The sequence below is a fragment of the Bacillus sp. DJP31 genome, assembly GCF_049310945.1.
Classification (GTDB): Bacteria; Bacillota; Bacilli; order Bacillales; family SA4; genus Bacillus_BS.
Genome location: NZ_JBMERO010000016.1, coordinates 12,042 through 35,820 on the forward strand (window position 1 = coordinate 12,042; position 23,779 = coordinate 35,820).

The window sequence follows — 23,779 nt, forward strand, 5'->3', positions numbered from 1 at the left end:
TCTAAACGGGTGAAGTGTATTCATTAAGGGGATTTTTAGTTTAATAGGGAATCTTATCCTTCGGGCCAGAGTGAAAAGACGATAGAATTTTGTCAAATTATCTGATAAGATTATGATTATCTAATTTAATTAGTCAATAACTTGACTCTTGCAAAAATCTTGTCAGATAAAATCTTGTCTTAATCGCTCAAATGCTAAGAACCTTTGTCGAAACGGTAAAATAAAAAAGGACATTCCTACCTTTTTGGTGAAATTTGTGTTTACCACAACCCAAATACCCAAAAAAAAGGAGAATGTCTAACATTATGGTAACCTTCTATTCTTTTATCGTCAAATTTATTTTAGCCCTAAATCTTGAACTTTCAAAACCACAATTAAATCATGTTCTAACCTTTATGCAAGGGATCATATTAACCGACGGTCGTAAGACTGTTTCACAAATTCGGAGGTCAACTCATGAAAAGCGTCACCTAAGTTGTATGACGAGGTTCCTTAATGAATCTCCGTGGTGTCCGAATCGCGTGAATCGGAGACGTATTCAGTTCATGATGGAAAGGATTAAAAAAGCCCGTTTGAAGCAAGGTGATTCCCGTTCCATTACTTTTTTCATAATAGATGATACCCAGTCCAAGAAAGATCGTTCCACAAAACAAATGGAGGGACTAGATAATCATTTTTCACACTCTGACGGGAAAAGCATGTGGTCTCATTGTATAGTAACAGCACATATTGTTAGCGAGGGGTATTCCTTCGCATGGGATTTCAGGTCTTACTTTCGAGAACATTATTGCCAAGAACAAGGTCTTGCCTTCAAGAGTAAGAATGACCTAGCAATTGAACTGATTGAATCATACAAATCAACTACTGACGAGCAAGTATATGTTTTAGTTGATAGCTGGTACACAAGTAGAAAACTTATCGATGAATGTAGTCAAAAGGGTTTCCATCTCATTGGAGGACTACGAGCAAATCGTAAGATCTATCCAATTGGCATTGGTATTAAGATATCTGAATTTGCTTCGACGTATATACAGAAGTCTGACCTCCACTCTGTTACAGTGGGGCGTCATGACTATAAAATCTACACATATGAAGGACATCTAAGCGATACAGAGAGCGCCAAAGTCTTATTGTCTTGGGAAAACGAATTCGATTCAAGCAAAACTCCGTTTTGTATCCTTTGTACAGATAGTAGTCTGGATCTCGTGACGATCCTAAGCTACTATAATGTGCGCTGGAACATTGAAACCGGATATCGATACTTCAAGGATTTATTAGGCTTTGACGAATATCAACTTCTTTCAAACAAAGGCATTGAGCGTTTTTGGTGTATTGAGTTCTTGACCTACAACTTCTTAGAGTACCAACGTCATGAATGGAAAAAGGAAGTACCGCTAACGATTGGAGATGTTGTCCGAAGGATACGGAAAGACCATCTCGGTCAGATTGCGGTATACGCTTACGAACAGGCATTATCTAAAAAATCACTCGCCGACGTGCTGAAGGAACTTAAACTTACAGCTTAAAAAAAACCTTTAAGCTGCTTACACTACCAGTCTGACCTTTTTTAGGGATCTGGCTAGAAAATGCAAGAGTCAAGTAATTTTAGAAGAAAAGGCATTCAAGTTTTTAAGTAACTTTTTACCATTAGTTTTAATGGTAATCGGTGGTATCGTTTCAGATTCGCTTAAAAATAAGTATATTGATTAAAAAAGAGTGGCGATAAAGCCACTCTTTTTTAAGGAAATTACAATATTTAAAAGTCCAATTTCTCAATATTTGATAAATTTAACTTTTTTCATTACTCTAGAATAGCGTTTTCTGATTATGTAATAATTAGCACATAGTTAATTCGCTATTTGTTAAACAAAATAAATTTCTAAAAATGAGAAGGAACTTTAACAAGGACATAACGTTTTGTCCACATTTCTTTTACTACAATCAAGGTTTCACCATTTTTTTCAAAAAATAAGCCACTACCGTCTATCTCTTTAAAATCCCAGCCATTACTGCTAATAAATTTTTTTATATTTTCATCAACTTCTACCGCACCACTTTTGGGGTTTTTTGTAATATACCAAACTCGATTACTTTCCTTTGAAATTTCTACTAAATCTTGATCGGATTCATTTAGTTTTTGAATTGCTTCTTTAGGTGTTATGGAGTCAATAGGAAGATCTGGATACATCCAATTATTAACAATAAAAAAAGTTGTAACAACAACTGCAATGATAGCGGCGGCTATTAGCAATATTTTTTTCAATTAAACTCTCCCCTTTTAATTATTAGTCAAAAATGTATACACCTATGCTTAGATTAGTCAACGGCAGTGATCAACATGCCAGCGAGTGGTTCTCTCGCTGTGACAGTGGTTCAAAATGTCCGAGAAGCTTGTTCTCTCTTAGTGAAATATTCATATATAAAAGCGCAAACTTATTTGTTTGCGCTTTTATAAATTTTATAATCAATGTTTAATTTGATGCTTTATCCATCTCATAGCCATAAACTTTATAACCACTGTTATACCAATTGGCTAGAGTCGTTGTTTCTTTCTTATCAGATGTATGTTGTGTCAAATACTTTTGACTGCTAGCTGATCCAGTGTTCCTAGTGATAATAGCTGTATGTTCCATATCACCATCGCCTTGAAAGTCTGCATTAACAGCATCACCCGTTTGTAATGCGGAAGATGAACTTGTTACGCCAGCACGATTCTTCCAGTGAAGATAGAAGTTTTGAGCGCCCCCCCAACTATAAGATGGCACTACACCATAGCTCCAAGATGCTGAACTTGTATAAGAGCTACCATACTTTAGCCTCATACCGCCAGCGTATAGAGCTTGTGATACGAAATTAGTACAATCATTCCAGCATGATTCATTTGTAATACTACAACCGTTTTTATTTGCATAATAACCATAACTAGGATTCCTGCCAGTCCACCATTTATATGCATAATCTCTTGCAGCAATGTTATTATACCCATTTGAATATACAGTGCTAATTGATACCTCATTGGAAATAGGTGTCACGTTATTCTGAGTAGAAATATCATCCGATGAAAGTGGTAATAAGCTACCTAATTCAATATTCTCTTGTGACGATAATGTGTTTTTGCTATTTAATTTATTTTTATATTCTTTAAGCTTACCGTTTTTAGAGTGATTTTCATACAAATCTATAAACTTAACGAAGGATACTATTTTTTTCATATCCTCTTCATTAAACTCATCAAAACTACCACCTAATGATAAAACGAATTGCTGGTAAGTAGGATTATCTAGATCACTCTTAATGGAGAACTCGTTTGTTTGTATATATTCTTTAATTATTTTAATAGCTTCCTTATGTTCCACCATAGCAACTTTTTTTTCATTTGCCAAATCATTTGAACTCGTTTGGTAAAAACTAATATCTTCTGATTTATAGCTATTTTTCTCTTGAAGATTTACTTCCCCTGCAGCTAGAGTTGGGCTAGTCTGTAACGTTGTTGCAATCATTATAAAAGCCATTGCCGGTTACTAAAAACTTTTTTATACCTATTTCCCATCCATTTTTTATGATTAGTAAACAGAAAAAAGAATATTAAGAATAAATATAAAATTAAGATTTAATCAAACTATTCTTACTATCTATGTACTATTTTCAATATAAACAGCATTCAGATATTTGTCAATATAAACTAAATATTTGCAATGATTGTAAAATATTAATAAGGAATGACCCCTTTTATTTTAGAGAAAGTGGTCTCATTAGATTCTCTAAGACGAAGTTTTTCTTGTCAAAAAGAGGAGACGCATCACATTGATTAGTAGCGAAAGAAATAATTGAATTGTTAAATAATCAAGAAAATATATCAAGAGTAGAACGAAAAAAATGACCATCATTTTACTATGATGATCATTCCCCTAAATTTGCAACTAGCGCTATCGCAGTTAGTTGAGGAATTATATATTATTTATTAAGAAATTGTTCCCACTCACCTAAAGAAAGTTTTTCGTTATTATCTTGTAAGTGTCTAGGGACATGAACAAAACACATAAATTCCAAGCTATTACCGTCCGGATCTTCAAAATACACTGAAGCATTACTCTGATAAGGTCTTACAAACGGTTCAACACTAGTTCTGTTTCCAAAAGAGGTAGGCTGAATCCCTTTCTCTTCTAACCACCTCAATGCATTTTTCATTTTCTCAAAGGGTATTTTAAACGCCACGTGCCTTAATGCAGGATGGTAAGGTATTTTGTACTCTTCACCCTCCCATAGCCCTAACCAACTTTTCTCTTTTTCAATCCAAAAGAACGCACAGCCATCATTCTACATAGAACGCCACATGTCTAATAGATGGATGATATTCTACATCCACTTTGTTACTCTCCCATAGACCTAACCAACGTTTCCCTTTCTCCGTCCAAAAGAAAGTCATGTTGTCTCCTTTGTAAGCAAGTTTTAATCCTAAATTTTCATAAAATTTAATAGAACGTTCTATGTCTCTAACTGGTAAATGTGCCTCGTATAATCCTTTAATCATAAGATGTTCACCTCCCTAAAAAAATAACCACCTGATACCATTTATAGAATCATGTTCCCTGTTAGATTATTTCTACGTAGGATTGTAGATTCCTTATTTCCCCACTTTATTTAGACGGTAACGAAAAAAGTCTTATAAATTTAATGTAACAAAAATGATAGTAAGTTACTTTCAGTTTGTTGATTTTACTGCACTTCTACAAATCTCATGATACGCTGAGGAAATGAAGAAACTATGTTACATTCGATTCGTTGATTTTAAAGGGGTTCATCACGGCTATGGTTACTAAGAAACAGAAGACTGACGAAATTAAGGACGTGCAGCCGATTCGTTCCCTCGACCAAATTGAGGATATGGAATGGAGCTTAAAACGGCATTGTTCCGAACGAGATTACATCATGTTTTTAGTAGGGATTAATACAGGGTTACGTGTGGGGGATCTACTGAATTTAACGATCCGTGATGTTAAAGGGAAAAAGAAAATGGCCGTGAAAGAAGGCAAAACGAAGAAAACGAGAACCATCCATCTTGAACAGATCTACCAGGTGCTTAATGAGTACATAAAGACACTGGAAGGCACGGACTGGCTTTTTCCTTCTCGTAAAGGAGATAAGTCTATCAGTAGGATACAAGCGTACAGATAGCTGAATAAAGCTTCTCAGATGGTCGATATGCCGGATGGAATCGGCACACATACCATGCGGAAAACCTTCGGATACTGGCACTATAAACAGTTTAAAGACGTGGCTGAACTGCAAATGATTCTTAATCATTCGCATCCTCGAATCACGTTGGATTATATCGGGATTACCGAGGAGCAAATCGAACAAAATATGAAAAATTTTTCATTAGGGGTTGGGAAATTGCCCCCCGTAAGTAGAAAGCTTTAGGCAGGGATCCATCCTAGCCTTTTTCTTTTGTCTATAGATCCCCTTTCAGCAAATGTATGAAGGGATTTCATAAGGCTATATCGAAAAAGTACTGAAATAATAGCTTAGGCTGTTAACTAGTTCGAAAAGAAAGAGAGTTGATGATCTAATGAAAATTAGAGAAATTTTAGAATTAACTCAAAAAGAACAGTTATCACTAATTGCTAAAGAGCGTTTAACGTTTGGAGAAAAGAAAGCGAAGGCAGCATTAAAGGAGGCAGGCTGTACGTTTACTAGTGGAAAGCGCGGATGGTTTCTTGATGAAGGTACTGATAATAGCGTTTTAGAACAGTCTATTTACGACTATTCATCACCAAGCAAAAGAAAAGTTAAGGCTGTTAGTACCGGTATTGAAACTGGTTTGGATACCGGCACTGATACTGGTATTGAAACTGGTTTTAGTACTGGTACTGAAACCAGTAAGGTTACTGGTACTACTACCAGTAAAGAAACCCGTAACAGTACGGACCTATTAGATCGTTTGTTTACTGATTTGCAAGCAACCAACGACAAAAAAGAAGTTAGTTTTTATTTAACTTCAGATGTTATTGAAGTGATCAATCGAACTAGGAAGGGGAACAGATCGGACTTAGTAAACGAGGCATTAAGAAAAGTTTTTAGGGAAAAGGGCTGGCTGTAAGATTTACAATATCCACCAAGTGGTTTTCAGAATATTTCCGAAACCTCTATTTTGTTGTTGTCATGCAAGATAGATAACTTAATTAATACGAACGGACAAATAAAAAAGCCATTCCTTAATGTTAAAGGGACCAACCTTTAACGGAATGACTTCTTATTAACTCAGTGTTTGCACCACTGGTTAATTGATACACCTATTATATAACCTTACGTACATAAATTTCAACTAGAAAATGTAGGGTGAATTAAAAGGCGGCTATCTCTTTAACTTGGTAAGCACACAGGTAACCTGTACATTTTCGGCTTTGTTTTTTCCCCTTGTTTATCCCAATTAGAAGAACCTTTCTTTTTACGAGAAAGTTTGCGTTGTTCTTTTGTTAATTTCTCAAGCATTTGTCGATAAAACTTAGTGTAATTGGCTTTCTCATCCTCACTATCAACAAACAACCCATCCATCGCAAATTTGATATGACCATCCAACAACTCAATATTTCAGTTTACGACATTCGTTGTATAGCTTTGTTTATGTCGTTTACTTTTGAATTTCGGAAACTTAGAATTCCCTTTAAAAAAGGCTTTATAAGCCTTATCTAAGTTTTGTTGAGTATTCGCCAACGCTAACGAATCAACTTCTTTTAGCCACTCAAACTCCTTGTTGTATTTAGCAGGAGTGGGGTGTTTCACTTTTTTTAGTGCTTCCACCCGAGGGTATTGCTTGCTTGGAGTATTGAGAAAGGTTCAAGGCACCGTTGTTGTTAAGGTATCACATTAATAAAGACAAAAGTAATCTGTGAGGTAAATCACTATTTACAAGATTTCACTCTTAAACTCAATATTTTATTAGTTAGAGACAGTCGAACAAGTACGTAATGATATACAAAAATTTGTCACACGTTTGTGACAATTATTACTATAGACTAGGTGTTTTAAGTGACTTGCATCACTTCTCCCCTATTCAATGAAGGGTAGACTAAAGGTGTAAAAGTAAAAATTATATGGAGGCGAAGGAAATGGCAGAAGTATTTCATGAACAATCAAATGTAGGTGATATTGTTGCAAAGTTTCCCAAAGCAGGTGATTATTTCAAATCAATCCGAATTGATTTTTGTTGTGGAGGAAATCGGCCATTAATAGAAGCGCTTAATGAACGTGAATTAGAGGCAAGTGTTGTTATCTCTGATTTAAATACATTATATTCGAATGCTCTTAAGCGTAATGAGCTTGGGGTTGTTTGGGATCAAGCATCCTTCGAAGACATCATTGAGCTCATTATTCAAAAACATCATCTGTTTTTACAAGAAGAGCTACCTTCACTTAGTCCATATGTAACAAAGGTATTAAGAGTTCATGGGCACCATCAGCCTCATTTAGCTGAGGTACACAAATTATTCCACCAATTAAAAACTGAGTTAGAGCAACATACCATTAAAGAAGAGACAGAAGTCTTCCCTACTATCCTTCAAGCTGAGCAAGATAATATTCTTGAAGCTACGGAGATATTAACTAATAAAATAATGGAATTAGAAGCAGAGCATGATGCAGCAGGTGACATTATGAAAAGATTAAGAGTTATAACTAACGACTTCACTCCTCCTGAAGGAGCTTGTGGCACCTATCAGTTAGTGTATCGTAGGTTAGAGTCTATTGAGGACGACTTGTTCAAACACGTTCATATTGAAAATAATGTCTTGTTCCCAAAAGCAAGAGAGCGTTGGATTAGTAAAGTAAGATTGAAGACTAGCTCAGAATAGGTAATGGTTTCGGTTGATGCACACAGAGTGGATAAACGACTAAACCATTCACCTTTGATCTTTCTTCGTTTAAATCGATAACAAAAATCATTCAAATAAGATTGAAGATGCTTTGAGTCAAGGTCATGGAAGGTTCCACCAACAAACGCTTTTGCATTTGAAATAACTGTATGCAGCCAATGTAAGTGGTCTGGACTTTCTTTGGCATTATAAACTTGATATTCGCGTTTAAAGCCAGCTCCAGCAAGCGATCGTTACGAATAATGATACGCATCACTACTAATGGCAAGATTTTTCGCTCGAGAATTTTTTTTAGAACGTAATTAATTTCATATACTGGTGCTTACCCAATCGGAACATCCTCTCAAGAAACGTTTGTTTTACCATTATGACCGAACATTCTTTCTTTATATAAGTCATTCTGAGGTATAGGGATACCCATTTTTCTGATTAAAGTTAATCTCTAAATCTATTCATTGAAATTTCCTAGGATTAAGAATAAGCTTTGTAATTTTTATTCAGCTGTTCTATTTTCAATGTACTTGTACAATGCGGGTAATTACGGCAACCGTAAAAGCTTCCATATCCCCTTTTCTTTTTTGCATGTAACCCTTATAACTTGTACAGATTACACGGTAAAGGGTTTTGCTAGACAAATGTTTAATAAGTAATTAAACATTTACTTGTAAGGTGAATGACAATTATATGCCTTATAAAAAATAGAGGAGGAATGAACATGATTCAACGAAATATTAATCGTGTAGTTGTTATTGGAGCAGGATCTGTTGGAAGTAGTTATGCATTTGCGTTACTTAATCAGTCGTTAACAGAGGAATTAGTCCTTATTGATCAAAATGAAAATAAAGCAATAGGCGATGCAATGGATTTAAACCATGGTAAAGTATTTGCACCAAACCCTACAAAAACATGGTATGGAAATTATGATGATTGCAAAGACGCTTCAATCGTCTGTATATGTGCCGGAGCAAATCAAAAACCAGGTGAGACGCGTTTGGACCTCGTCGAAAAAAACCTAAAGATTTTTAAGTCAATTGTTGATCAAGTTATGACTAGTGGATTCAATGGTATTTTTCTTATCGCGACTAATCCTGTAGATATTTTATCATATGGAACATGGAAATATAGCGGTCTCCCTAAAGAACAAGTAATAGGTAGTGGAACGATTCTTGATTCAGGTCGTTTTCGCTTTTTGCTTGGTGAGTATTTTAATGTTGCGCCAGCTAACGTTCATGCACATATTATTGGAGAACACGGCGATACAGAGCTGCCGGTTTATAGTCAAGCTGACATAGGAGGCGTTTCTGTCAATACATTAATTGAACGAAATTCACATTACCATATGAAGGATTTGGATGACTTGTTTGTTAACGTTCGTGATGCCGCTTATCAAATTATCGAGAAAAAAGGAGCTACTTATTACGGAATTGCGATGGGTTTAGCTCGAATTACAAAAGCTATCCTGACAAATGAAAATAGTATCTTAACAGTGAGCACCTATCTAGATGGACAGTACGATGAAGAAAATGTTTATATTGGTGTTCCTGCCATTATCAATCGAAATGGAGTCAGAGAAATTGTTGAATTAACGCTTAATGAAAAAGAAATGCAACAATTTAAACATAGTGCAAAGGTTTTAAAAGATGTTTTAGCTCCTCATTTTACTAAATGAATGTAATAATATTGAATTTTGAATGGAGACGTTAGTATGTGGTTACAGCAATATGATCCTTTTGGCAATGAATTAATAAGTGCTATGGTGGCCTTTCTTCCGATTGTGTTTTTCTTTTTAGCTTTAACCTTGTTTAAAATGAAAGGAATTCTTGCTGCTCTTCTTACACTAGGAATTAGTTTTATTGTCTCCATTGTGTTCTTTGATATGCCGATCGCTAAAGCGTTATCTGCCGCATTTTTAGGAATATCAAATGGGTTCTGGCCGATAGGATATATCGTATTGATGGCTGTTTGGCTTTACAAAGTCGCCGTGAAAACGGGTAAATTCACCGTTATACGCGCAAGTATTGCGCGTATATCTTCAGATCAACGTCTACAGTTATTACTAATTGGTTTTTGCTTTAATGCTTTCTTAGAGGGGGCTGCAGGATTCGGTGTTCCAATTGCCATTTGTGCTGCACTGCTTGCAGAGCTAGGTTTTCGGCCGCTAAAAGCCGCGGCATTATGTTTAATTGCAAATGCCGCATCCGGAGCATTTGGTGCGATTGGGATACCTGTTATCGTAGGAGCACAGATGGGCAATATAGAAGCAATTGATCTTTCTAGAACACTTGCATATACTTTGCCGATGATTTCGTTCATTATCCCATTTTTATTAATTTTTATTCTTGATGGATTTAAAGGCATCAAGGAAACATTCCCAGCATTACTCCTTGTGAGTGGAATATTTACGGGCGTGCAGTTATTTACAATGATCTTCTTAGGACCAGAACTTGCTAATATCTTAGCGGCTTTAGCTAGTATGGGTGCACTTGCTTTGCTCTTACAAAAATGGCAACCTAAACAGATCTACCGAGAAAATAATACAACTGAAGTAGTAGAAGTGAAAAAATATAGCATGAAGGAAATTGTGAAAGCATGGTCACCATTTTATATTTTAACGGGTATGGTGACTGTATGGAGTTTCCCGGCATTTAAAGCATTGTTTCTTGAAGGTGGTATTCTCTTCAATACGATTGTTTTAGTAAAAGCGCCATTTTTACACCAACAAGTGATAAAAACGCCTCCTATTGCACCAACAGAAACTGCTCTTGATGTTATTTTAAAATTAGATTTTATTTCAGCAACGGGGACAGCTATTTTACTTGCTGTTATGTTAACAGGCATGTTTAGTTCAACCATTACATTTAAAGAAGGACTAGCATCGCTTAAAGAAACATCAAAAGAGTTATGGATTCCCATTATGACCATTAGTTTTGTCATGGGGTTTGCGAGTGTCGCTAATCTTGCAGGTTTAAGTTCTTCTATTGGTCTGGCATTATCAAAAACAGGCGATTTATTTCCTCTGTTCAGTCCGGTTCTCGGTTGGATCGGTGTATTTATCACTGGCTCAGTGGTAAGCAATAATGCTTTATTTGGTCATTTACAGGTTGTTACCGGGACGCAAATAGGGACCAATTCAACCTTACTTCTTGCTGCTAATACAGCTGGAGGAGTGATGGCAAAATTAATTTCGCCACAATCGATAGCGATAGCGACAGCTGCCGTAAAGGCGACAGGTCAAGAATCCGCATTATTTAAGATGACGTTAAAATACAGTCTTGCTTTGTTAGTAATCATCTGTATTTGGACATTCGTTCTATCCATAACCTTGAGTTAGATCAAAACCCTATAACCACCTCAACATCAGTTTCTAGATAATGATAAGGGACTGATTTTTTTGTGGAGATTATTTGCGATTAGCTAGCTGCGTTATGATAAATAGACGTTGTACAACGAAGCTGTTGATCAATTGATCGTCCCTTAGTGGTGTTATACGCTCCTCATCTATGTGAAAACAAATCAAAGCAACATATCCTAGCTAATAAAACCAATGAATAAAAAGTGAAAGCGTATTACATAAAAAATGACGATAAGGATTAGACAGGAGATACCCTATGAACGAAAATGAGTATGATCGCATGCTGAGAATTAACCCAACAAGCCTACAGGTTTTGAGTAGCTCTGTCCAACAAAATTGATACGAGGCAACCTCATATGAAGCACATGAAGCGTTAAGCGAAATGTATACGTTCGATCGTAAGGATGAGTTGACGATTATGGCTGTGGGAAAGGAAGAGTATAAAGTAATTCATTTTTTCTTCCTCATTTCTATTTTTAAATACAGTCACCTCAACCCTTCTAACGGCAAAAATAGTTCTAATTGTCTCTCACTTTTAAAGCAGCTTGATAACGGTCCTTCACATCCAGCTTGTGATATATACTTGAGATATAGTTCTTGACCGTTCCTTCGGATAAAAACAATTTTTCCGAAATATGTTTGTTACTTAGTCCTATCGCCAGACACTCCAGAATTTGCTCCTCACGCTCAGTTAATCCGTATTTATACTTCATTCCATTATTGCTTATCTCCTTAGAGGTATGAGCATCTGCTTGCTTAAGTAAAATCTTCACCATATCTTGTGATAAGAGACTTCCATCATTTTGGACATGCTTGATCCCTGATATTAATTCTTTGGGATGAATTGCTTTTAATAAGTAACCTTCCGCGCCTAGATTTAAAGCTTCAATAACATGCTCTACCTCTTGGAACGTTGTTAGAATAATAATTTTCACATTAGGCCATTCTTGTTTAATGACTCTAGTTGCTTCAATACCATTTAATAGTGGCATTTGTATGTCCATTAATACTATGGTCGGTTGAAGTTTTTCAACAAGTTCAATTGCTCTCTGACCATTCTCAGCTAGACCGACCACCTCTATGTCTTCATCTGTATTGATTATAAAAGCTAAACTTTCTCTAATCAGTTCTTGATCATCTACCAGTAGCAGCTTAATTTTCTTCATGCCTTTCCTCCTACCGGAACTGTACAGACGATTGTAATACCTTCCTCTACCTCATCATTCTCAATCTGCAACGTACCATTTCGTTCTTCCAATCGGTTTTTCATTGAAATTAATCCAAAACCATATTTCCCCGCATCCATTCTTCTTCCATTATTATAAACTTTTAGTTCGATGTATTCTTCCGTAAACCGAATACTCACGGATATACTTCTTGCTTCTCCGTGCCGCTTGGCATTCGTCATACATTCTTGCAAGCATCGGACAAATGTTAACTTTATATGAGATGCCAACTCAGGTTCTTTACCTTCTATATTAAAATTTATATCCGTACTGGTATGTTCCCCGAATTCTTTGGTCAATTGTTCAAGCTGAATGGATAAGGGAAGGTCATCCTCTGCGGGAGCTATCTGATGAATCGTTCTTCTCACCTCAGTTAATCCCTCTCTTGATATATCGGCAAGTTTATTTACCTTCTCTGCGGCCAGCTTGGGGTGAGTTTCAATCATGTATGAAATAGCATCCAACCCAACGGTGACCGAGGTGAAATGATGACCGATGGAATCATGAAGATCCCTTGCCATACGATTGCGCTCCTCTACTAGAGCCAGCTTTTCTACTTTTGCTGCATATTGCTCCAAAGTCTTGTTTTGTTGCGTAATGAGTTCATTTTGCTTCATGTTTTCGGTCAGGAGATTTTTGTACCGCTTTTGCGATTTTGTAATGAGGTTAAAGCCAAGACCAATTCCAAAAAACAGAAGGATGTCAGTGTACTGTAAGAAAAAATTAAATAGATTATCTATTGTCCAATACCGGCTTGCTGGTATAAGTATAACAAACAGTGGAATCGTCCAAGGCGCAGTACTTTTGGTCATTAAGTATCCGATCATGAGAACAGGCATGAGAATAATTGAAGTGTTCAGATGAATGCCGAGAATTATATGGATATACACTGAAAATCCACCTGTAACCATTAGCTCTGCAATCGCATACCCAGTTGGATGAATATACCCGGGACGCCAAAATATGAAAGGAATGATTAAACCCAGTAGAACAAAAAAAACGAATTCAAGATAGGAAAGTCCGCCTAAATTCTCGGGATTAACATAATAGTACATCAACCCTGTTCCATACCAACTGCATCTGAAGGTAAATATCAACCAATCCATCCACATCCATTGATGGGTTTTCACTCGCACCACTACCATTCCTTTTTATCTCTTTTTATATTATTAAACGAAAGTCATTTAGTACATATAGAAAATCATAAATGTTATGAAGATCTTCACTACGGTCATATGACTTTTTCTCTGTATGATAAAATTAAGAGTTAAAACAAAAGGAGACGATGTAATATGAAGAAAATTTGGAACGCTTCTGCAAGAATTATAACAGCTATTGTAATAACAAACCTACTGATCATAGCTATGGTTGGAATATTAATAGGCCTAGGACGCTTTGATGACTTACAAACTGATTTTATTTTTATGCATGTTATGTACACCGTTGTAGGTGTAATCAATACCCTTTTGATATTTCTCTTGTTTTATAAAGTGGATCATCAGAACCCTTGGTTCATGGGTTTTCATTTAAGAAAAAAAGATACTTTGTTTTCTATCGTGGCTCTCATCCTATCATTTTCAACGGTTTTGATATTTATATGGTTTCTTGACTATATGGAAGTAGTAATCGCACAATACCATTTTGAAAAAATTTTTACTGGAGGTTTTTATAAATTATTAGGAATATCCTGTATTGGATGGTTCTTTGCGGCTCTTAAAGAAGAAGTATTAGCTCGTGGTTACTTTATGGCAAACTTGAGTCGATTAAGTATACCTAATGCCATTTTCATCTCAGCTCTTCTATTTATGGCTTTGCACTTTGTCATGGGAGACTTGGATCCCTATAAAGCAGCGAGCTGGTTTACGGGTGGGATTGTATATGCTTATATCTACGTTAAAAGTGGTTCACTAACGGTTTCTACAATCGTTCACGCAGCCCATAATCTTGTTAATGATCTCGTCATTCATGGCTCACAAGGAGCATTGGTCCTATTAAACACCACAGTCACAACAGCAGATAAATTAATATACGAGCTTGTTCTAGGAACCTTATTGCTCCTTCTTACTTATTTGTTTTATGGTAAAAATGGTGTGTTCACACCTTCGCAAAATTTAAAGCTCCTTACTGAAGGAGGTCAATAAAATGAGAAGCCTTGGACACGGATTGACATTAATAGGTGTTATTTTATTATCGGGTATTGGTTTTATTTACTACGTCGAAGGCTCAGATGCTTTTTCTACAAAAATAGTCAAAATCCATGAAGATCAATACATCTCTGGAAAAGAAATTAAACATATTCTTATTAATTCCCGTTCTACTGACGTCAAAATCATTCCGCATTCACAAGAAGACATATGGATTGAACTAACTGGCGAAGTCAGCGAAAAGATGAAGGAATCTTTCACATTAACAGTTGAAGAACATAATGGAGGGTTACAAGTAGACTTGGACCGAAAAAGCCATCCCTCTTTTACCGTCTTTGCCATTAACAAAGGGACTAAACTAGTCGTCCATATCCCTGCTAAAACGTATGGAGATATTAAAGTTGAATCTACCTCAGGTGATATTATTTCGGCAAATTTAGTTTCTAATCATATTACAATCCATTCCAAATCAGGTGATATCAAAGAGGATACCCTTAACGGTTTAGCCCCACCCATCTGTCCCCGGAACGGATGAATCTATTTGTCAAAACGGTCAATCCGAATGCGATTGAGCTTGGAATCTATTATCTAACCTTCGGAGAATATTATGGCATCAGAGGCGACGTTGCCTTTATCCAAGCATTACACGAAACAGACTATTTTCGGTTTACCAGAATAGGAGCTACATGACCAGATAATCCGGGTGCACACTTTGCTACACCAGAAGAAGGGGTACTTGCCCATCTTCTGCATTTGTACGCTTATGCTTCTACTAAAACCATTACCAAATCAATCCCAAACGGTCGATCCACGCTTTCATTTAGTAAAAAGAGGACCTGCCAACATGGACCTCATTAAACGGAAAATGGACAGTTCCAGGCACCAATTACTGACAAACCATTTTGAGTTTATATGAAAGAATGATTAATTCATCGGTTCAAGACCTTGGCAAGGTCCTGAAAGAACTCCAAGCTTAACAAGATTCTTTGTTTCTGTTTGTAATAAAAATTTAAGACAGTTAATAGACAATGAGCTCGGTTCCGAACCGAGCTCATTGTCTTGTTGATATAAAATTGTACTATTTTCCGGCAAATACCAAGGCTTGACAGGCACCGCCTTCTACTCCAAAAGTTGTAGAGAAAGTTCAAGCTTTTTTCCGAGGGAGGAACTTACAGAATCCTTTAAGCTTAATACATCAAGTCATACACGCTTAAAGGGGAGATTGAAATGATGAATAACAAAGTTGTCATGATCACAGGTGCAGCAAAGGGGTTAGGGCGGGCGTTGACATTGGCTTTTGCTAAGGAAGGAGCAAGGTTAGCCATCTGTTCCAGGTCATCAAAGGGATTGCTTGCGGTAAAAGCCCAAGCAGAAGCATTAGGGGCTGAGGTACTTGCCGTCACAGCTGATATCTCGATACCTAGGGATGTAGAACGGTTTGTTGCCGTGTCGGAAGAGGCTTTCGGGCAAACGGATGTCCTCATTAATAATGCTTCCATTCTAGGGCCAAGTCCAATGCCCTTGTTGCTCGATTATCCTGAAGAGGATTTTGCCGAAGTGTTAAGAGAAAATGCGATTTCGCCGTTTTTGGTAACACGGCGAGTGATTCCGGGGATGCTCCAGCGGAATCAAGGCTCGATCATTAATGTCACTTCGGAAGCGGGCCATGTTGGCTATGCAGGCTGGGGAGCATACGGTATTTCGAAGTTTGCCGTTGACGGTCTCACCCAGACCTGGGCAAATGAAATAACTTCCACAAACGTTCGGGTAAACATGGTCGACCCGAGGGAAATGGATACGGAAATGCACCGATTAGCCGTTCCTGATTGTGATTATCCATTAGCTAAACCGGAAGAAATAGTCGGCGTTTTCTTGTATTTGGCATCGGAAAAATCAATAGGCATGAACGGGCAGCGCTTTGAAGCCCAAGAATTTTCAGAGGAGGCCTTATGATGGAAGCAACTGCGTTTGATTTCTACCTGCCTTCTGAATTAAATGCCTCTCATCCGCCTGAAAGAAGGGGAATAAGAAGGGATCATGTAAAGATGATGGTCCTTGATAGAAAAACAGGAAATGTCCGGCATGACCAATTCTTCCAACTGTTTGATTATCTTAAGCCGGGCGATTTGATTGTGTTGAACAACAGCCGCACCTTACCTGCTATTCTCCATGCCAAGTTGCTTAGGGCAACAACAGTACTAGAAGAAAAAGTAGAGATACGGCTAGCAAGGCGGCGTGACGAAGACTGGATTGTCAACACTAAACTAGACAACTTTTTTAAGGTGTTCAAGTTTGTATTCAATCGGGCTTAGGTACCCAAGTGTTCCATGGATTCTAATGTTGTTAAACCAATGAACATAGTCTTGAAATTCTAAGGTTAACTCTTCTAAACTACTAAAATGTTGACCTTTAATAAACTCAGTCTTAATAATCTTAAATGTGGCTTCGGCTACAGCATTGTCGTAAGGACAACCCTTCATACTCAGGGAACGTTGAATTTCAAATGTGTCTAATGCTTCCTCTATTAACTTATTATCAAACTCTTTTCCACGGTCCGTATGGAAGACTTTTATCTTGCGAAGATCTCTCTGAATTGATGCGAATGCACGATAAACCAACGCGGCATCCTTATTGGGACCCGTGCTATAACCAATGATTTCTCGGTTATAGAGGTCAACAAATACACATACATAATGCCATTCTCCATTGACTCTTATGTATGTTAAATCACTGACCACAACGGTCAGTTCTTCTTCCTGGTCAAACTCACGGTTCAATTCATTCTTCTGATTGGATTCGTTACACGTCTTGGAATGTGGCTTAAACTGTGCGATCGTGTAACTTGAGACTAGACCTTGTTCATTCATAATTCGACCAATACGTCTCCTTTCCACCTTGATTTTACGAGTACCATAGTTTTGTCGACTCTGATGAAAGATCGTAATGATGAGAGAAGTTATATCATCTTCAGAAGCCCTTTCTGATGCTTCATAATAGTAAGTGCTTCTTGGGAGCTGTAGGACTTTGCACATTGCTGATACCCTAGTATTTGTGTAGGTTATTCTTAATCACATTTACTTTCGTCCTAGTATCAGCGCGGCTTGCTTTAAAATATCATTCTCCATAAGCAACTGCTTATTTTCCTTTTTAAGCTTAGTTAGTTCTTTCTGTTCTGGTGTCTGATTGTCCCATTCTTTAAATGATCCAGAAGTCTGACTTTGGTTCAACCACTTATCAAGTGAAGAAGGTGTCAGGTCATACTCACGGATTAAATCCTGACGTGACTTTCCGTTAAGATGCAGCTGGACGATTTGATGTTTTAGCCTGTTTTCTCATTTTATACCTCATTGTAAACAACCTTTTTAAAATATGAAGTTGTCTTCATACCCGATTCTAATTAAGGGACATTAAAAAGTGCCTAAAAATTATTAGGCACTTTTGCTTTGACATATAAATCCTAATCAAAAAAACCTCATTTGCTTATGGTACGGTTCAGCGTAACTGGTTTAAGTGAGGTTTTATTTTTATAAACTTTAAAAAAGCGTATAATAAAGTAAAGGAGGTGAAAGCATGCTTACCGAAGAAATGAAGAAACAAATGGTTGAAGTGCTTCAAAAGAAAACGAACCCTGATTTCGTAATTTTATTTGGCTCGTTTGCAAAAGGATCTCCACGTGTTGAAAGTGATGTGGATCTTGCTTATTTCAGTGAGAAGCAGCTTTCATCTTATCACCGCTTTAACTTGGCAAATGATTTAGCACTTATTTGCGAACGAGAAGTGGATCTTGTAGACATACGCGAAATTAATACAATATTTTCCATGCAGATTTTTGAGAATGGTATACCTATTTATATACAAAATGAAAATGAATACACACGTCAAAAAATAAAAGCGTATCGTATGTATGCTGAACTAAATGAACGACGAGCGATCATTATTGAAGGTATTAAAAATAGAGGAAGTGTGTTTGGCGATGAATGACGTCATTTTGAGTAAAGTTACAACAATTGAGCGTTGCGTGAAAAGAATTCATGAAGTTTACAAAGACAATCCAGAAAACTTATTAGACTTCACGAAGCAAGATAGTATTATATTAAACATTCAACGCGCCTGTGAAGCAAGCATCGATATTGCTATGCACATTGTAAGTGAGAAAAAAATAGGCGTACCTAAAGCAAGTCGTGAGGCATTTAAATTACTTCAGGAATCCGGGATTATTGATGCAGCACTTGCAAAAACTTTAATGAATATGGTTGGTTTTAGAAATATAGCTGTTCACGACTATCAAGTGCTTGAATTAGATATTTTGAAAGCAATTTTAAACAAGCATATCGATGATTTTAAAAAGTTTACGAAGACTATTTTAAAAATGGATCACTAGGTCCGTTTCGGGCACGTTAATTAACTTCAGCAACTAAACAGCTATTAAAAAGGAGCTGGCTTTTATACGTAAAAGTAGTGTTTTCTTACTCATTCTTACTATCACAATTTTTATTGCTATTTTTTTTCGGACTCTAGGTAATCAACATTCCATTTCATCTGGCGATATATACGCTCTTATTGAAGCAAGGGAAATGCAAATTGATTTAACAACACTAGCTGATTTTGAATGGGATAACGTCCATGTATTTGGACCTTATACAACGGGTCAAATGATTGAAGACTCGACCGGGATTAAATTTCTGTTTGGTGGAATTGATGTCATGGAAACTCAATTCTTATTGGTATTTGCAAAAGGAGAAAACCGAAAAAAACGATTTACCTTTCAAGACAATATGGTGATTATAAAGTCGTAGAAAATAAATTTTTAGTTATCGAGGAAAATTTTTTTTAATGATTAAATTTGAAACCACCTAAAATGTTGTAATATCAATGTTTTAGGTGGTTCAATTTTTAAACCTCATTTACTTATGATACGGTTCACCGTAATGTATCTAAATGAGGTTTTTTCACTAAAATCTAAAAAGCCTAACTCTCGTTAATTAGGTGCTAGGCTTTTTAGGTTTCGGCGTTATTAGGCGTTTCTGAATTTTCCTCCAATGATTTTTAACTTGGTATGCCATAAGGTTGTTCGTTGCAGAGTCTTTATCAAATACTTCTTGAGCCCTTTCGGCATAAGTTAAGAAGTTACCATAGCCTCCCTTGCCATTTCCAAGGTGAGTATATTTAGTATATAAGCTTTTTCTATACTTTTTCACACCCGATTCTTCTGATTTCCAATTACATAATCGAACCTTTTTATATGCCCTGCAGTAGAATTTGAATAAACTCTTTTCTCGTAATTTCACATTGTGTCCATCAAACGCAAATCCTAGGTAATCTAAAATACTTGGCTCAAAATTCTCGTCATATATTCTATCCTGATTATAGATAAACCTCTTTGTTTTTTCCTTTTGAATGATTAACCTTGGAGTTTGCCTTTTCACTTGCTCAATTACATCTAGATGTTGACTATAATTGTAACTGGTTGCTTCCCCCTCAAAAGGTATAACAATGATTAAATCATCGCAATATCTTCTGTAAAGACCCCCACAGGATTCTACATAATTATTTATTTCCTCATCAAAGTCTAAAAGATATATATTGGAACAAACTGAACTCAATCCCGCACCCTGAGGTATTCCATAATTATTTTTATTGTACTCTACGTTTTGATTATTTGCTTTTCTAAACCTTCTAAAATCCTTCTCATCTAAAAGTCTGGACAGCTTTTTTCTCTTATCCCTATTTTTGTATTTCTTCTTTAATAATTCGTCGATTTTTGTCTTATCAACCCAACTATATTTAGTAATACTCTTAAAAACAGCATAATAATCTTCCGGCAAAATTTCTTTTTCTAAGACTGTTTGTAACTGATTTTTAAGATACTTGTGGTCAAGTTCGTCAAAAAAGGATTTGAAATCCGCTACGTATATGAACGCCTGATTATTTCTTTTAATGTAATCTATTACTTCTTTCGCAAAATGGATATTGCATTTTCCATCATTCTTTTTCCTATAAGCAGTTGCAACAGAATCTATTCCACGTTTAACAGCTACTTTATTGTACATATCATTTAGCAAGTCACCGTAATATTTATAAATAAAGCTATCAATATGAGATGCATAAAAGATTTTTCTTTCTTTCGGTTCTGGTTTTTCTTTCCCTTTCATCTCATTATTATATTTATGTATCTTTATACTAAAATGAATAAACGGATAAAATCCATGCTTTTTTACCCAGCATGGATTTGTGACTCTATCAACAGCATTTTTAATAGAAACTATATTATCAATATGCTTATAATTCTTAGTGTGATATTTATCAAAATTAATATTAGCAGAGCTGGAAAGGGGATGTAATTTTAGCCTATTACTCTGATTCATAGTCAGTCACCCTTTCAGCTTACCGTGGTCTCAATTAAATCCTATAAATAGACTTCAAAAGGACCGTTTACATTGCATGTGATTTCGCACAGACAACAAGGCTAAATAATCTTACTAATCCTATATACTATTGAGTATACAGTAGAATGGTTGACTACAAATGGAGGTGTTAATTCCGATATGCAGTGCAGTTGCCTTACGTTATCCTTTGTTATTGCCTGCTGGTTCGTGATAGCAGCAAGAAATGTCGTTTGGATAAAGCTTGACAACCGTTCACCAGTCTCCCTCGTAACTTTTTTACGAGGCACTATTATTATATCACAAATGGATTCTATTACCAGGAGTTTTACTGAATTATCAAACGTTTAAATCTATTATGATATCTTGTAGCAAAGCTGTACATCTTCAGTACTATGTACTCCGATTCTTAAAACCATGGGATTTTTCAGGTTAACTTCGTCCTGAAATTCCAACTCTAAAGGATTGCTTAGAAGTTTATTCAATTCCCCCTTTTCTTCCAATAGTATCATAGCTTGATGGGGTTCTAGTACAAATTCATCCACCTGATCACCATCTTTTAAAATGAGTTGCGAGATACACTCCCACATGTGTAAAGTGAAAAAACAAACTATAAAGAAGATTCGTATGTGTTTTTAAAAAAACCTCATTTACTTATGGTACGGTTCACCCCGATTTATCCGATAAGCCCGATAAATCTGCTCTACGAGTATAAGCTTCATCAACTGATGTGGAAATGTCATCTTCGAGAAGGATAGTTTTTCATCCGCCCGCTTCATCACCTCATCACTCAATCCCAATGATCCACCAATCACAAAAGCCACTTTACTCTTTCCGTAGGTGGCAAGCTTGTCTAGATCTTCGGCAAGTTGTTCGGAGGATTTCATTTTTCCTTCAATAGCTAATGCAATCACATAGGTATCCTGAGATATCTTTTGTAAAATCCGCTCTCCTTCTTTCTGCTTAACCTGCACCATCTCGGCCTCACTTAAATTCTCTGGGGCTTTCTCATCTGCTAGCTCAATGATCTCGACCTTTGCATAGGCAGACAATCGCTTTATGTATTCGTCAATTCCTTGTTTTAAATACTTTTCTTTCAGTTTTCCAAGTGTAATAATTGAGATATTCACATTTACCTCCGCTTAATATACAGTTTACAAACAAACTTATCCACAGAACTTATCCACATATACACAATTTTCATCCGCATATTGTGTCAGAATATGTGTTCGACACAATATATATTGCCTTTTCCTTACAATATCCACAGGTTGTTGATAACTTCTCTGTTTCTGTTAGTAACTTTATTTCAGGTGCAATTTCATACTCATCGACAATGGTATCTATTGCTATATCCACATGTTCTGCACAGGCATTAATCATACCGTAAACCTCACTTTGTATAGTTTTTTTTATTATACCTTATCCACATTGCATTTATCATTTTGCTCGTAAACTTAATTGTGAATAATATTTTTCTCTCCTTCAAGAGAATACAAAAAAACAGGCTAGCATTCAGCCTGTTTATAACTTAACCTAATATGAATCTTCCACAAGTTTCATGCTGGTTGTAAACTTTTCACCTTGACGATATGCCGTCACTTCCATCATGTCACCAATGTTCTTGTTATTGTATAGATGCTTTCGCAAATTTAATGCATCTTTAATTTCTACACCATCTAAAGCAACGATTACATCGTATACCTCTAACCCGGCTGTAGCTGATGGAGATAAAGGTGCAACTTCTTCAATAAATACACCTGCTATGATATCTTTTGGAAGCTTCAAGGTTTGCTCCCAGTGATAACTAGAGATATCTGACAAGTTTCGAAGCCCCACTCCCATATATGGTCGTTTTACTTCACCGTATTTTTCTATGTCATCAATAATGGGTCTAACGATAGTGACTGGGATTGAAAGACCAATCCCCTCGACGGCTTGCTGGGCAATCTTCATCGAGTTAATACCGATGACTTGCCCTTCGATATTCACAAGGGCACCGCCACTATTTCCTGGATTAATGGCTGCATCCGTCTGCATAACTTCGGCCTGCCAATCTACAATACCATCCTGATCAAAGTCTAACGGAATGGTACGCTCTGTCCCTGAGATGATACCTTGTGTGACTGAACCAGAAAATTGAAGACCAAGAGGGTTTCCGATTGCAATTACAGGTTCTCCAGGTCGAACATTATCAGAATTACCGAATTCAGCAATAACACCCACTGCTTTTTCATCAACAGCTAGGACAGCTAGGTCTGTAAAAATATCACTACCTAAAATTTCGGCTGGAACACGTGATCCATCATCTAAGCTAATCTCGACAGTTGTAGCTCCTTCAATAACATGATGATTTGTCACAATAAAGGCTTTCCCACCTTCTTTTTTATACACTACCCCTGATCCTGTTCCAGCTTCCCCGCTTGTTTCCTCCCAAAATCCAGAGGCTTGGATGTTAATCACTCCAACCACCGCGTCGGAAACTCGGTCTACGGCATCTGTTATTTGAGACACAACATTTACATTTATCGTCTGTCCTGGAGATGCATTCATGTCTTCGTTATTCGTAGTACCCGCTTCTTTACTTCCTGATGGCGTGTCAATCTGAAGCATATTGATCCGTTCTAATGCCGGTACAGCAAATACCATTAAAAGAGCACCTAAAATAGCTCCTACAAACCCTGCAATAAAGACTCCACTGCGTTTATTCTTTTTTCGAATATGCTGATAATCTTGATCATAATACCCCAAATGTTTCACCATACCTTTCACTGATGAACGTCCGAAAAGACCTATTTGTATA

General features: G+C 36.5%; 21 protein-coding genes and 6 pseudogenes. 13 read left to right on the forward strand and 14 right to left on the reverse strand.

The genetic code is table 11. The features are described from left to right. Positions 1–293 precede the first annotated feature (293 nt). Positions 294–1,526, forward strand: a complete 1,233-nt coding sequence (locus ACOI1C_RS14720; RefSeq protein ID WP_422511262.1) for an IS701 family transposase — start codon at positions 294–296, stop codon at positions 1,524–1,526. A gap of 353 nt (positions 1,527–1,879) precedes the next feature. Here the strand turns inward: ACOI1C_RS14720 and ACOI1C_RS14725 are convergent, their stop codons facing one another. The 3 genes and pseudogenes from ACOI1C_RS14725 to ACOI1C_RS14735 all read right to left on the reverse strand — a co-directional run. Beyond that, positions 1,880–2,263 carry a hypothetical protein gene (locus ACOI1C_RS14725; protein ID WP_422511263.1) on the reverse strand — a complete coding sequence of 128 codons (384 nt, stop codon included), beginning with the start codon at positions 2,261–2,263 and terminating at the stop codon, positions 1,880–1,882. 208 nt (positions 2,264–2,471) lie between these two features. Continuing rightward, entirely contained in the window at positions 2,472–3,500 is a 1,029-nt protein-coding gene (locus ACOI1C_RS14730) for an amidase domain-containing protein (protein ID WP_422511264.1), read from the reverse strand. 818 nt (positions 3,501–4,318) lie between these two features. Further along, a pseudogene (locus tag ACOI1C_RS14735) lies at positions 4,319–4,531 on the reverse strand (VOC family protein); the annotation flags it as partial. A 278-nt stretch (positions 4,532–4,809) separates the two neighbouring features. On the opposite strand from ACOI1C_RS14735, the pseudogene ACOI1C_RS14740 reads away from it, so the two are divergent. Then, positions 4,810–5,421: pseudogene (locus tag ACOI1C_RS14740) on the forward strand (tyrosine-type recombinase/integrase). A 148-nt stretch (positions 5,422–5,569) separates the two neighbouring features. Next, positions 5,570–6,100 carry a hypothetical protein gene (locus ACOI1C_RS14745; RefSeq protein WP_422511265.1) on the forward strand — a complete coding sequence of 177 codons (531 nt, stop codon included), beginning with the start codon at positions 5,570–5,572 and terminating at the stop codon, positions 6,098–6,100. A 317-nt stretch (positions 6,101–6,417) separates the two neighbouring features. Here the strand turns inward: ACOI1C_RS14745 and ACOI1C_RS14750 are convergent. Continuing rightward, positions 6,418–6,798 (reverse strand): annotated as a pseudogene (locus ACOI1C_RS14750) (RNA-guided endonuclease TnpB family protein); the annotation flags it as partial. 311 nt (positions 6,799–7,109) lie between these two features. On the opposite strand from ACOI1C_RS14750, the gene ric reads away from it, so the two are divergent. Beyond that, entirely contained in the window at positions 7,110–7,850 is a 741-nt protein-coding gene (gene ric, locus ACOI1C_RS14755) for an iron-sulfur cluster repair di-iron protein (RefSeq protein WP_422511266.1), read from the forward strand. Here ric and ACOI1C_RS14760 read toward each other — a convergent pair. Next, positions 7,838–8,077 (reverse strand): annotated as a pseudogene (locus tag ACOI1C_RS14760) (transposase); the annotation flags it as partial. The gene ric and the pseudogene ACOI1C_RS14760 overlap by 13 nt on opposite strands. A 265-nt stretch (positions 8,078–8,342) precedes the next feature. Beyond that, positions 8,343–8,441, reverse strand: a pseudogene (locus tag ACOI1C_RS14765) (hypothetical protein); the annotation flags it as partial. Positions 8,442–8,586: 145 nt separating this feature from the next. Here ACOI1C_RS14765 and ACOI1C_RS14770 point away from each other — a divergent pair. After that, positions 8,587–9,540: an L-lactate dehydrogenase gene (locus ACOI1C_RS14770; RefSeq protein WP_422511267.1), complete on the forward strand. Its 954-nt coding sequence runs from the start codon at positions 8,587–8,589 to the stop codon at positions 9,538–9,540. Positions 9,541–9,576: 36 nt separating this feature from the next. After that, complete coding sequence (locus ACOI1C_RS14775; protein WP_422511268.1) at positions 9,577–11,202, forward strand: L-lactate permease; 1,626 nt, start codon at positions 9,577–9,579, stop codon at positions 11,200–11,202. 539 nt (positions 11,203–11,741) lie between these two features. Here the strand turns inward: ACOI1C_RS14775 and ACOI1C_RS14780 are convergent. After that, on the reverse strand, positions 11,742–12,389 hold the full coding sequence (locus ACOI1C_RS14780; RefSeq protein WP_422511269.1) for a response regulator transcription factor: 648 nt from the start codon (positions 12,387–12,389) through the stop codon (positions 11,742–11,744). Further along, positions 12,386–13,594, reverse strand: a complete 1,209-nt coding sequence (locus ACOI1C_RS14785; protein WP_422511270.1) for a sensor histidine kinase — start codon at positions 13,592–13,594, stop codon at positions 12,386–12,388. Before ACOI1C_RS14785 ends, ACOI1C_RS14780 begins: the two co-directional genes overlap by 4 nt. 147 nt (positions 13,595–13,741) lie before the next feature. Here ACOI1C_RS14785 and ACOI1C_RS14790 point away from each other — a divergent pair, with 147 nt between their 5' ends. Together ACOI1C_RS14790 and ACOI1C_RS14795 are read left to right on the forward strand one after the other, a co-directional pair. Further along, positions 13,742–14,590 carry a CPBP family intramembrane glutamic endopeptidase gene (locus ACOI1C_RS14790; RefSeq protein WP_422511271.1) on the forward strand — a complete coding sequence of 283 codons (849 nt, stop codon included), beginning with the start codon at positions 13,742–13,744 and terminating at the stop codon, positions 14,588–14,590. Between the two features lies 1 nt (position 14,591). Beyond that, positions 14,592–15,128, forward strand: coding sequence for a DUF4097 family beta strand repeat-containing protein (locus tag ACOI1C_RS14795; protein WP_422511272.1), 537 nt, complete (start codon positions 14,592–14,594; stop codon positions 15,126–15,128). A 389-nt stretch (positions 15,129–15,517) separates the two neighbouring features. Here ACOI1C_RS14795 and ACOI1C_RS14800 read toward each other — a convergent pair whose 3' ends face one another. Further along, entirely contained in the window at positions 15,518–15,706 is a 189-nt protein-coding gene (locus ACOI1C_RS14800; protein WP_422511273.1) for a hypothetical protein, read from the reverse strand. 114 nt (positions 15,707–15,820) lie between these two features. Here ACOI1C_RS14800 and ACOI1C_RS14805 point away from each other — a divergent pair, with 114 nt between their 5' ends. Then, positions 15,821–16,546, forward strand: a complete 726-nt coding sequence (locus ACOI1C_RS14805) for an SDR family NAD(P)-dependent oxidoreductase (RefSeq protein ID WP_422511274.1) — start codon at positions 15,821–15,823, stop codon at positions 16,544–16,546. Next, positions 16,546–16,905, forward strand: a complete 360-nt coding sequence (locus tag ACOI1C_RS14810) for an S-adenosylmethionine:tRNA ribosyltransferase-isomerase (protein WP_422511275.1) — start codon at positions 16,546–16,548, stop codon at positions 16,903–16,905. The genes ACOI1C_RS14805 and ACOI1C_RS14810 overlap by 1 nt, the downstream gene beginning before the upstream one ends. Here ACOI1C_RS14810 and ACOI1C_RS14815 read toward each other — a convergent pair. Continuing rightward, positions 16,858–17,904 (reverse strand): annotated as a pseudogene (locus tag ACOI1C_RS14815) (IS3 family transposase). The gene ACOI1C_RS14810 and the pseudogene ACOI1C_RS14815 overlap by 48 nt on opposite strands. Before the next feature lie 259 nt (positions 17,905–18,163). Here ACOI1C_RS14815 and mntA point away from each other — a divergent pair. The 3 genes from mntA to ACOI1C_RS14830 all read left to right on the forward strand — a co-directional run bounded on the left by mntA (position 18,164) and on the right by ACOI1C_RS14830 (position 19,389). After that, positions 18,164–18,574, forward strand: coding sequence for a type VII toxin-antitoxin system MntA family adenylyltransferase antitoxin (gene mntA, locus ACOI1C_RS14820; protein ID WP_422511276.1), 411 nt, complete (start codon positions 18,164–18,166; stop codon positions 18,572–18,574). After that, positions 18,567–18,974 carry a type VII toxin-antitoxin system HepT family RNase toxin gene (hepT, locus tag ACOI1C_RS14825; protein ID WP_422511318.1) on the forward strand — a complete coding sequence of 136 codons (408 nt, stop codon included), beginning with the start codon at positions 18,567–18,569 and terminating at the stop codon, positions 18,972–18,974. Before mntA ends, hepT begins: the two co-directional genes overlap by 8 nt. 193 nt (positions 18,975–19,167) lie before the next feature. Beyond that, complete coding sequence (locus ACOI1C_RS14830) at positions 19,168–19,389, forward strand: hypothetical protein (protein WP_422511277.1); 222 nt, start codon at positions 19,168–19,170, stop codon at positions 19,387–19,389. A 186-nt stretch (positions 19,390–19,575) separates the two neighbouring features. Here ACOI1C_RS14830 and ACOI1C_RS14835 read toward each other — a convergent pair whose 3' ends face one another. The 4 genes from ACOI1C_RS14835 to ACOI1C_RS14850 form a co-directional block, all read right to left on the reverse strand. Then, positions 19,576–20,958: a reverse transcriptase domain-containing protein gene (locus tag ACOI1C_RS14835; protein ID WP_422511278.1), complete on the reverse strand. Its 1,383-nt coding sequence runs from the start codon at positions 20,956–20,958 to the stop codon at positions 19,576–19,578. Between the two features lie 668 nt (positions 20,959–21,626). Further along, the gene (rlmH, locus tag ACOI1C_RS14840) at positions 21,627–22,106 is read right to left on the reverse strand and encodes a 23S rRNA (pseudouridine(1915)-N(3))-methyltransferase RlmH (protein WP_422511279.1); all 480 of its coding nucleotides are present in this window, start codon (positions 22,104–22,106) and stop codon (positions 21,627–21,629) included. A gap of 70 nt (positions 22,107–22,176) precedes the next feature. Continuing rightward, the gene (locus tag ACOI1C_RS14845; protein WP_422511280.1) at positions 22,177–22,359 is read right to left on the reverse strand and encodes a CxxH/CxxC protein; all 183 of its coding nucleotides are present in this window, start codon (positions 22,357–22,359) and stop codon (positions 22,177–22,179) included. Between the two features lie 153 nt (positions 22,360–22,512). Then, complete coding sequence (locus ACOI1C_RS14850; RefSeq protein ID WP_422511319.1) at positions 22,513–23,727, reverse strand: S1C family serine protease; 1,215 nt, start codon at positions 23,725–23,727, stop codon at positions 22,513–22,515. Positions 23,728–23,779 lie beyond the last annotated feature (52 nt).

Bases quoted from the DNA above. Each gene is read 5' to 3' on its own strand.
- ACOI1C_RS14785 (WP_422511270.1), bottom strand. From the start codon at position 13,594: ATGGTAGTGGTGCGAGTGAAAACCCATCAATGGATGTGGATGGATTGG.
- mntA (WP_422511276.1), top strand. From the start codon at position 18,164: ATGCTTACCGAAGAAATGAAGAAACAAATGGTTGAAGTGCTTCAAAAG.
- ACOI1C_RS14720 (WP_422511262.1), top strand. From the start codon at position 294: ATGTCTAACATTATGGTAACCTTCTATTCTTTTATCGTCAAATTTATT.
- ACOI1C_RS14845 (WP_422511280.1), bottom strand. From the start codon at position 22,359: ATGATTAATGCCTGTGCAGAACATGTGGATATAGCAATAGATACCATT.
- ACOI1C_RS14780 (WP_422511269.1), bottom strand. From the start codon at position 12,389: ATGAAGAAAATTAAGCTGCTACTGGTAGATGATCAAGAACTGATTAGA.
- ACOI1C_RS14805 (WP_422511274.1), top strand. From the start codon at position 15,821: ATGATGAATAACAAAGTTGTCATGATCACAGGTGCAGCAAAGGGGTTA.
- ACOI1C_RS14745 (WP_422511265.1), top strand. From the start codon at position 5,570: ATGAAAATTAGAGAAATTTTAGAATTAACTCAAAAAGAACAGTTATCA.
- ACOI1C_RS14795 (WP_422511272.1), top strand. From the start codon at position 14,592: ATGAGAAGCCTTGGACACGGATTGACATTAATAGGTGTTATTTTATTA.
- ric (WP_422511266.1), top strand. From the start codon at position 7,110: ATGGCAGAAGTATTTCATGAACAATCAAATGTAGGTGATATTGTTGCA.
- hepT (WP_422511318.1), top strand. From the start codon at position 18,567: ATGAATGACGTCATTTTGAGTAAAGTTACAACAATTGAGCGTTGCGTG.
- ACOI1C_RS14830 (WP_422511277.1), top strand. From the start codon at position 19,168: ATGCAAATTGATTTAACAACACTAGCTGATTTTGAATGGGATAACGTC.
- ACOI1C_RS14810 (WP_422511275.1), top strand. From the start codon at position 16,546: ATGGAAGCAACTGCGTTTGATTTCTACCTGCCTTCTGAATTAAATGCC.
- ACOI1C_RS14790 (WP_422511271.1), top strand. From the start codon at position 13,742: ATGAAGAAAATTTGGAACGCTTCTGCAAGAATTATAACAGCTATTGTA.
- ACOI1C_RS14835 (WP_422511278.1), bottom strand. From the start codon at position 20,958: ATGAATCAGAGTAATAGGCTAAAATTACATCCCCTTTCCAGCTCTGCT.
- ACOI1C_RS14770 (WP_422511267.1), top strand. From the start codon at position 8,587: ATGATTCAACGAAATATTAATCGTGTAGTTGTTATTGGAGCAGGATCT.
- ACOI1C_RS14730 (WP_422511264.1), bottom strand. From the start codon at position 3,500: ATGATTGCAACAACGTTACAGACTAGCCCAACTCTAGCTGCAGGGGAA.
- ACOI1C_RS14775 (WP_422511268.1), top strand. From the start codon at position 9,577: ATGTGGTTACAGCAATATGATCCTTTTGGCAATGAATTAATAAGTGCT.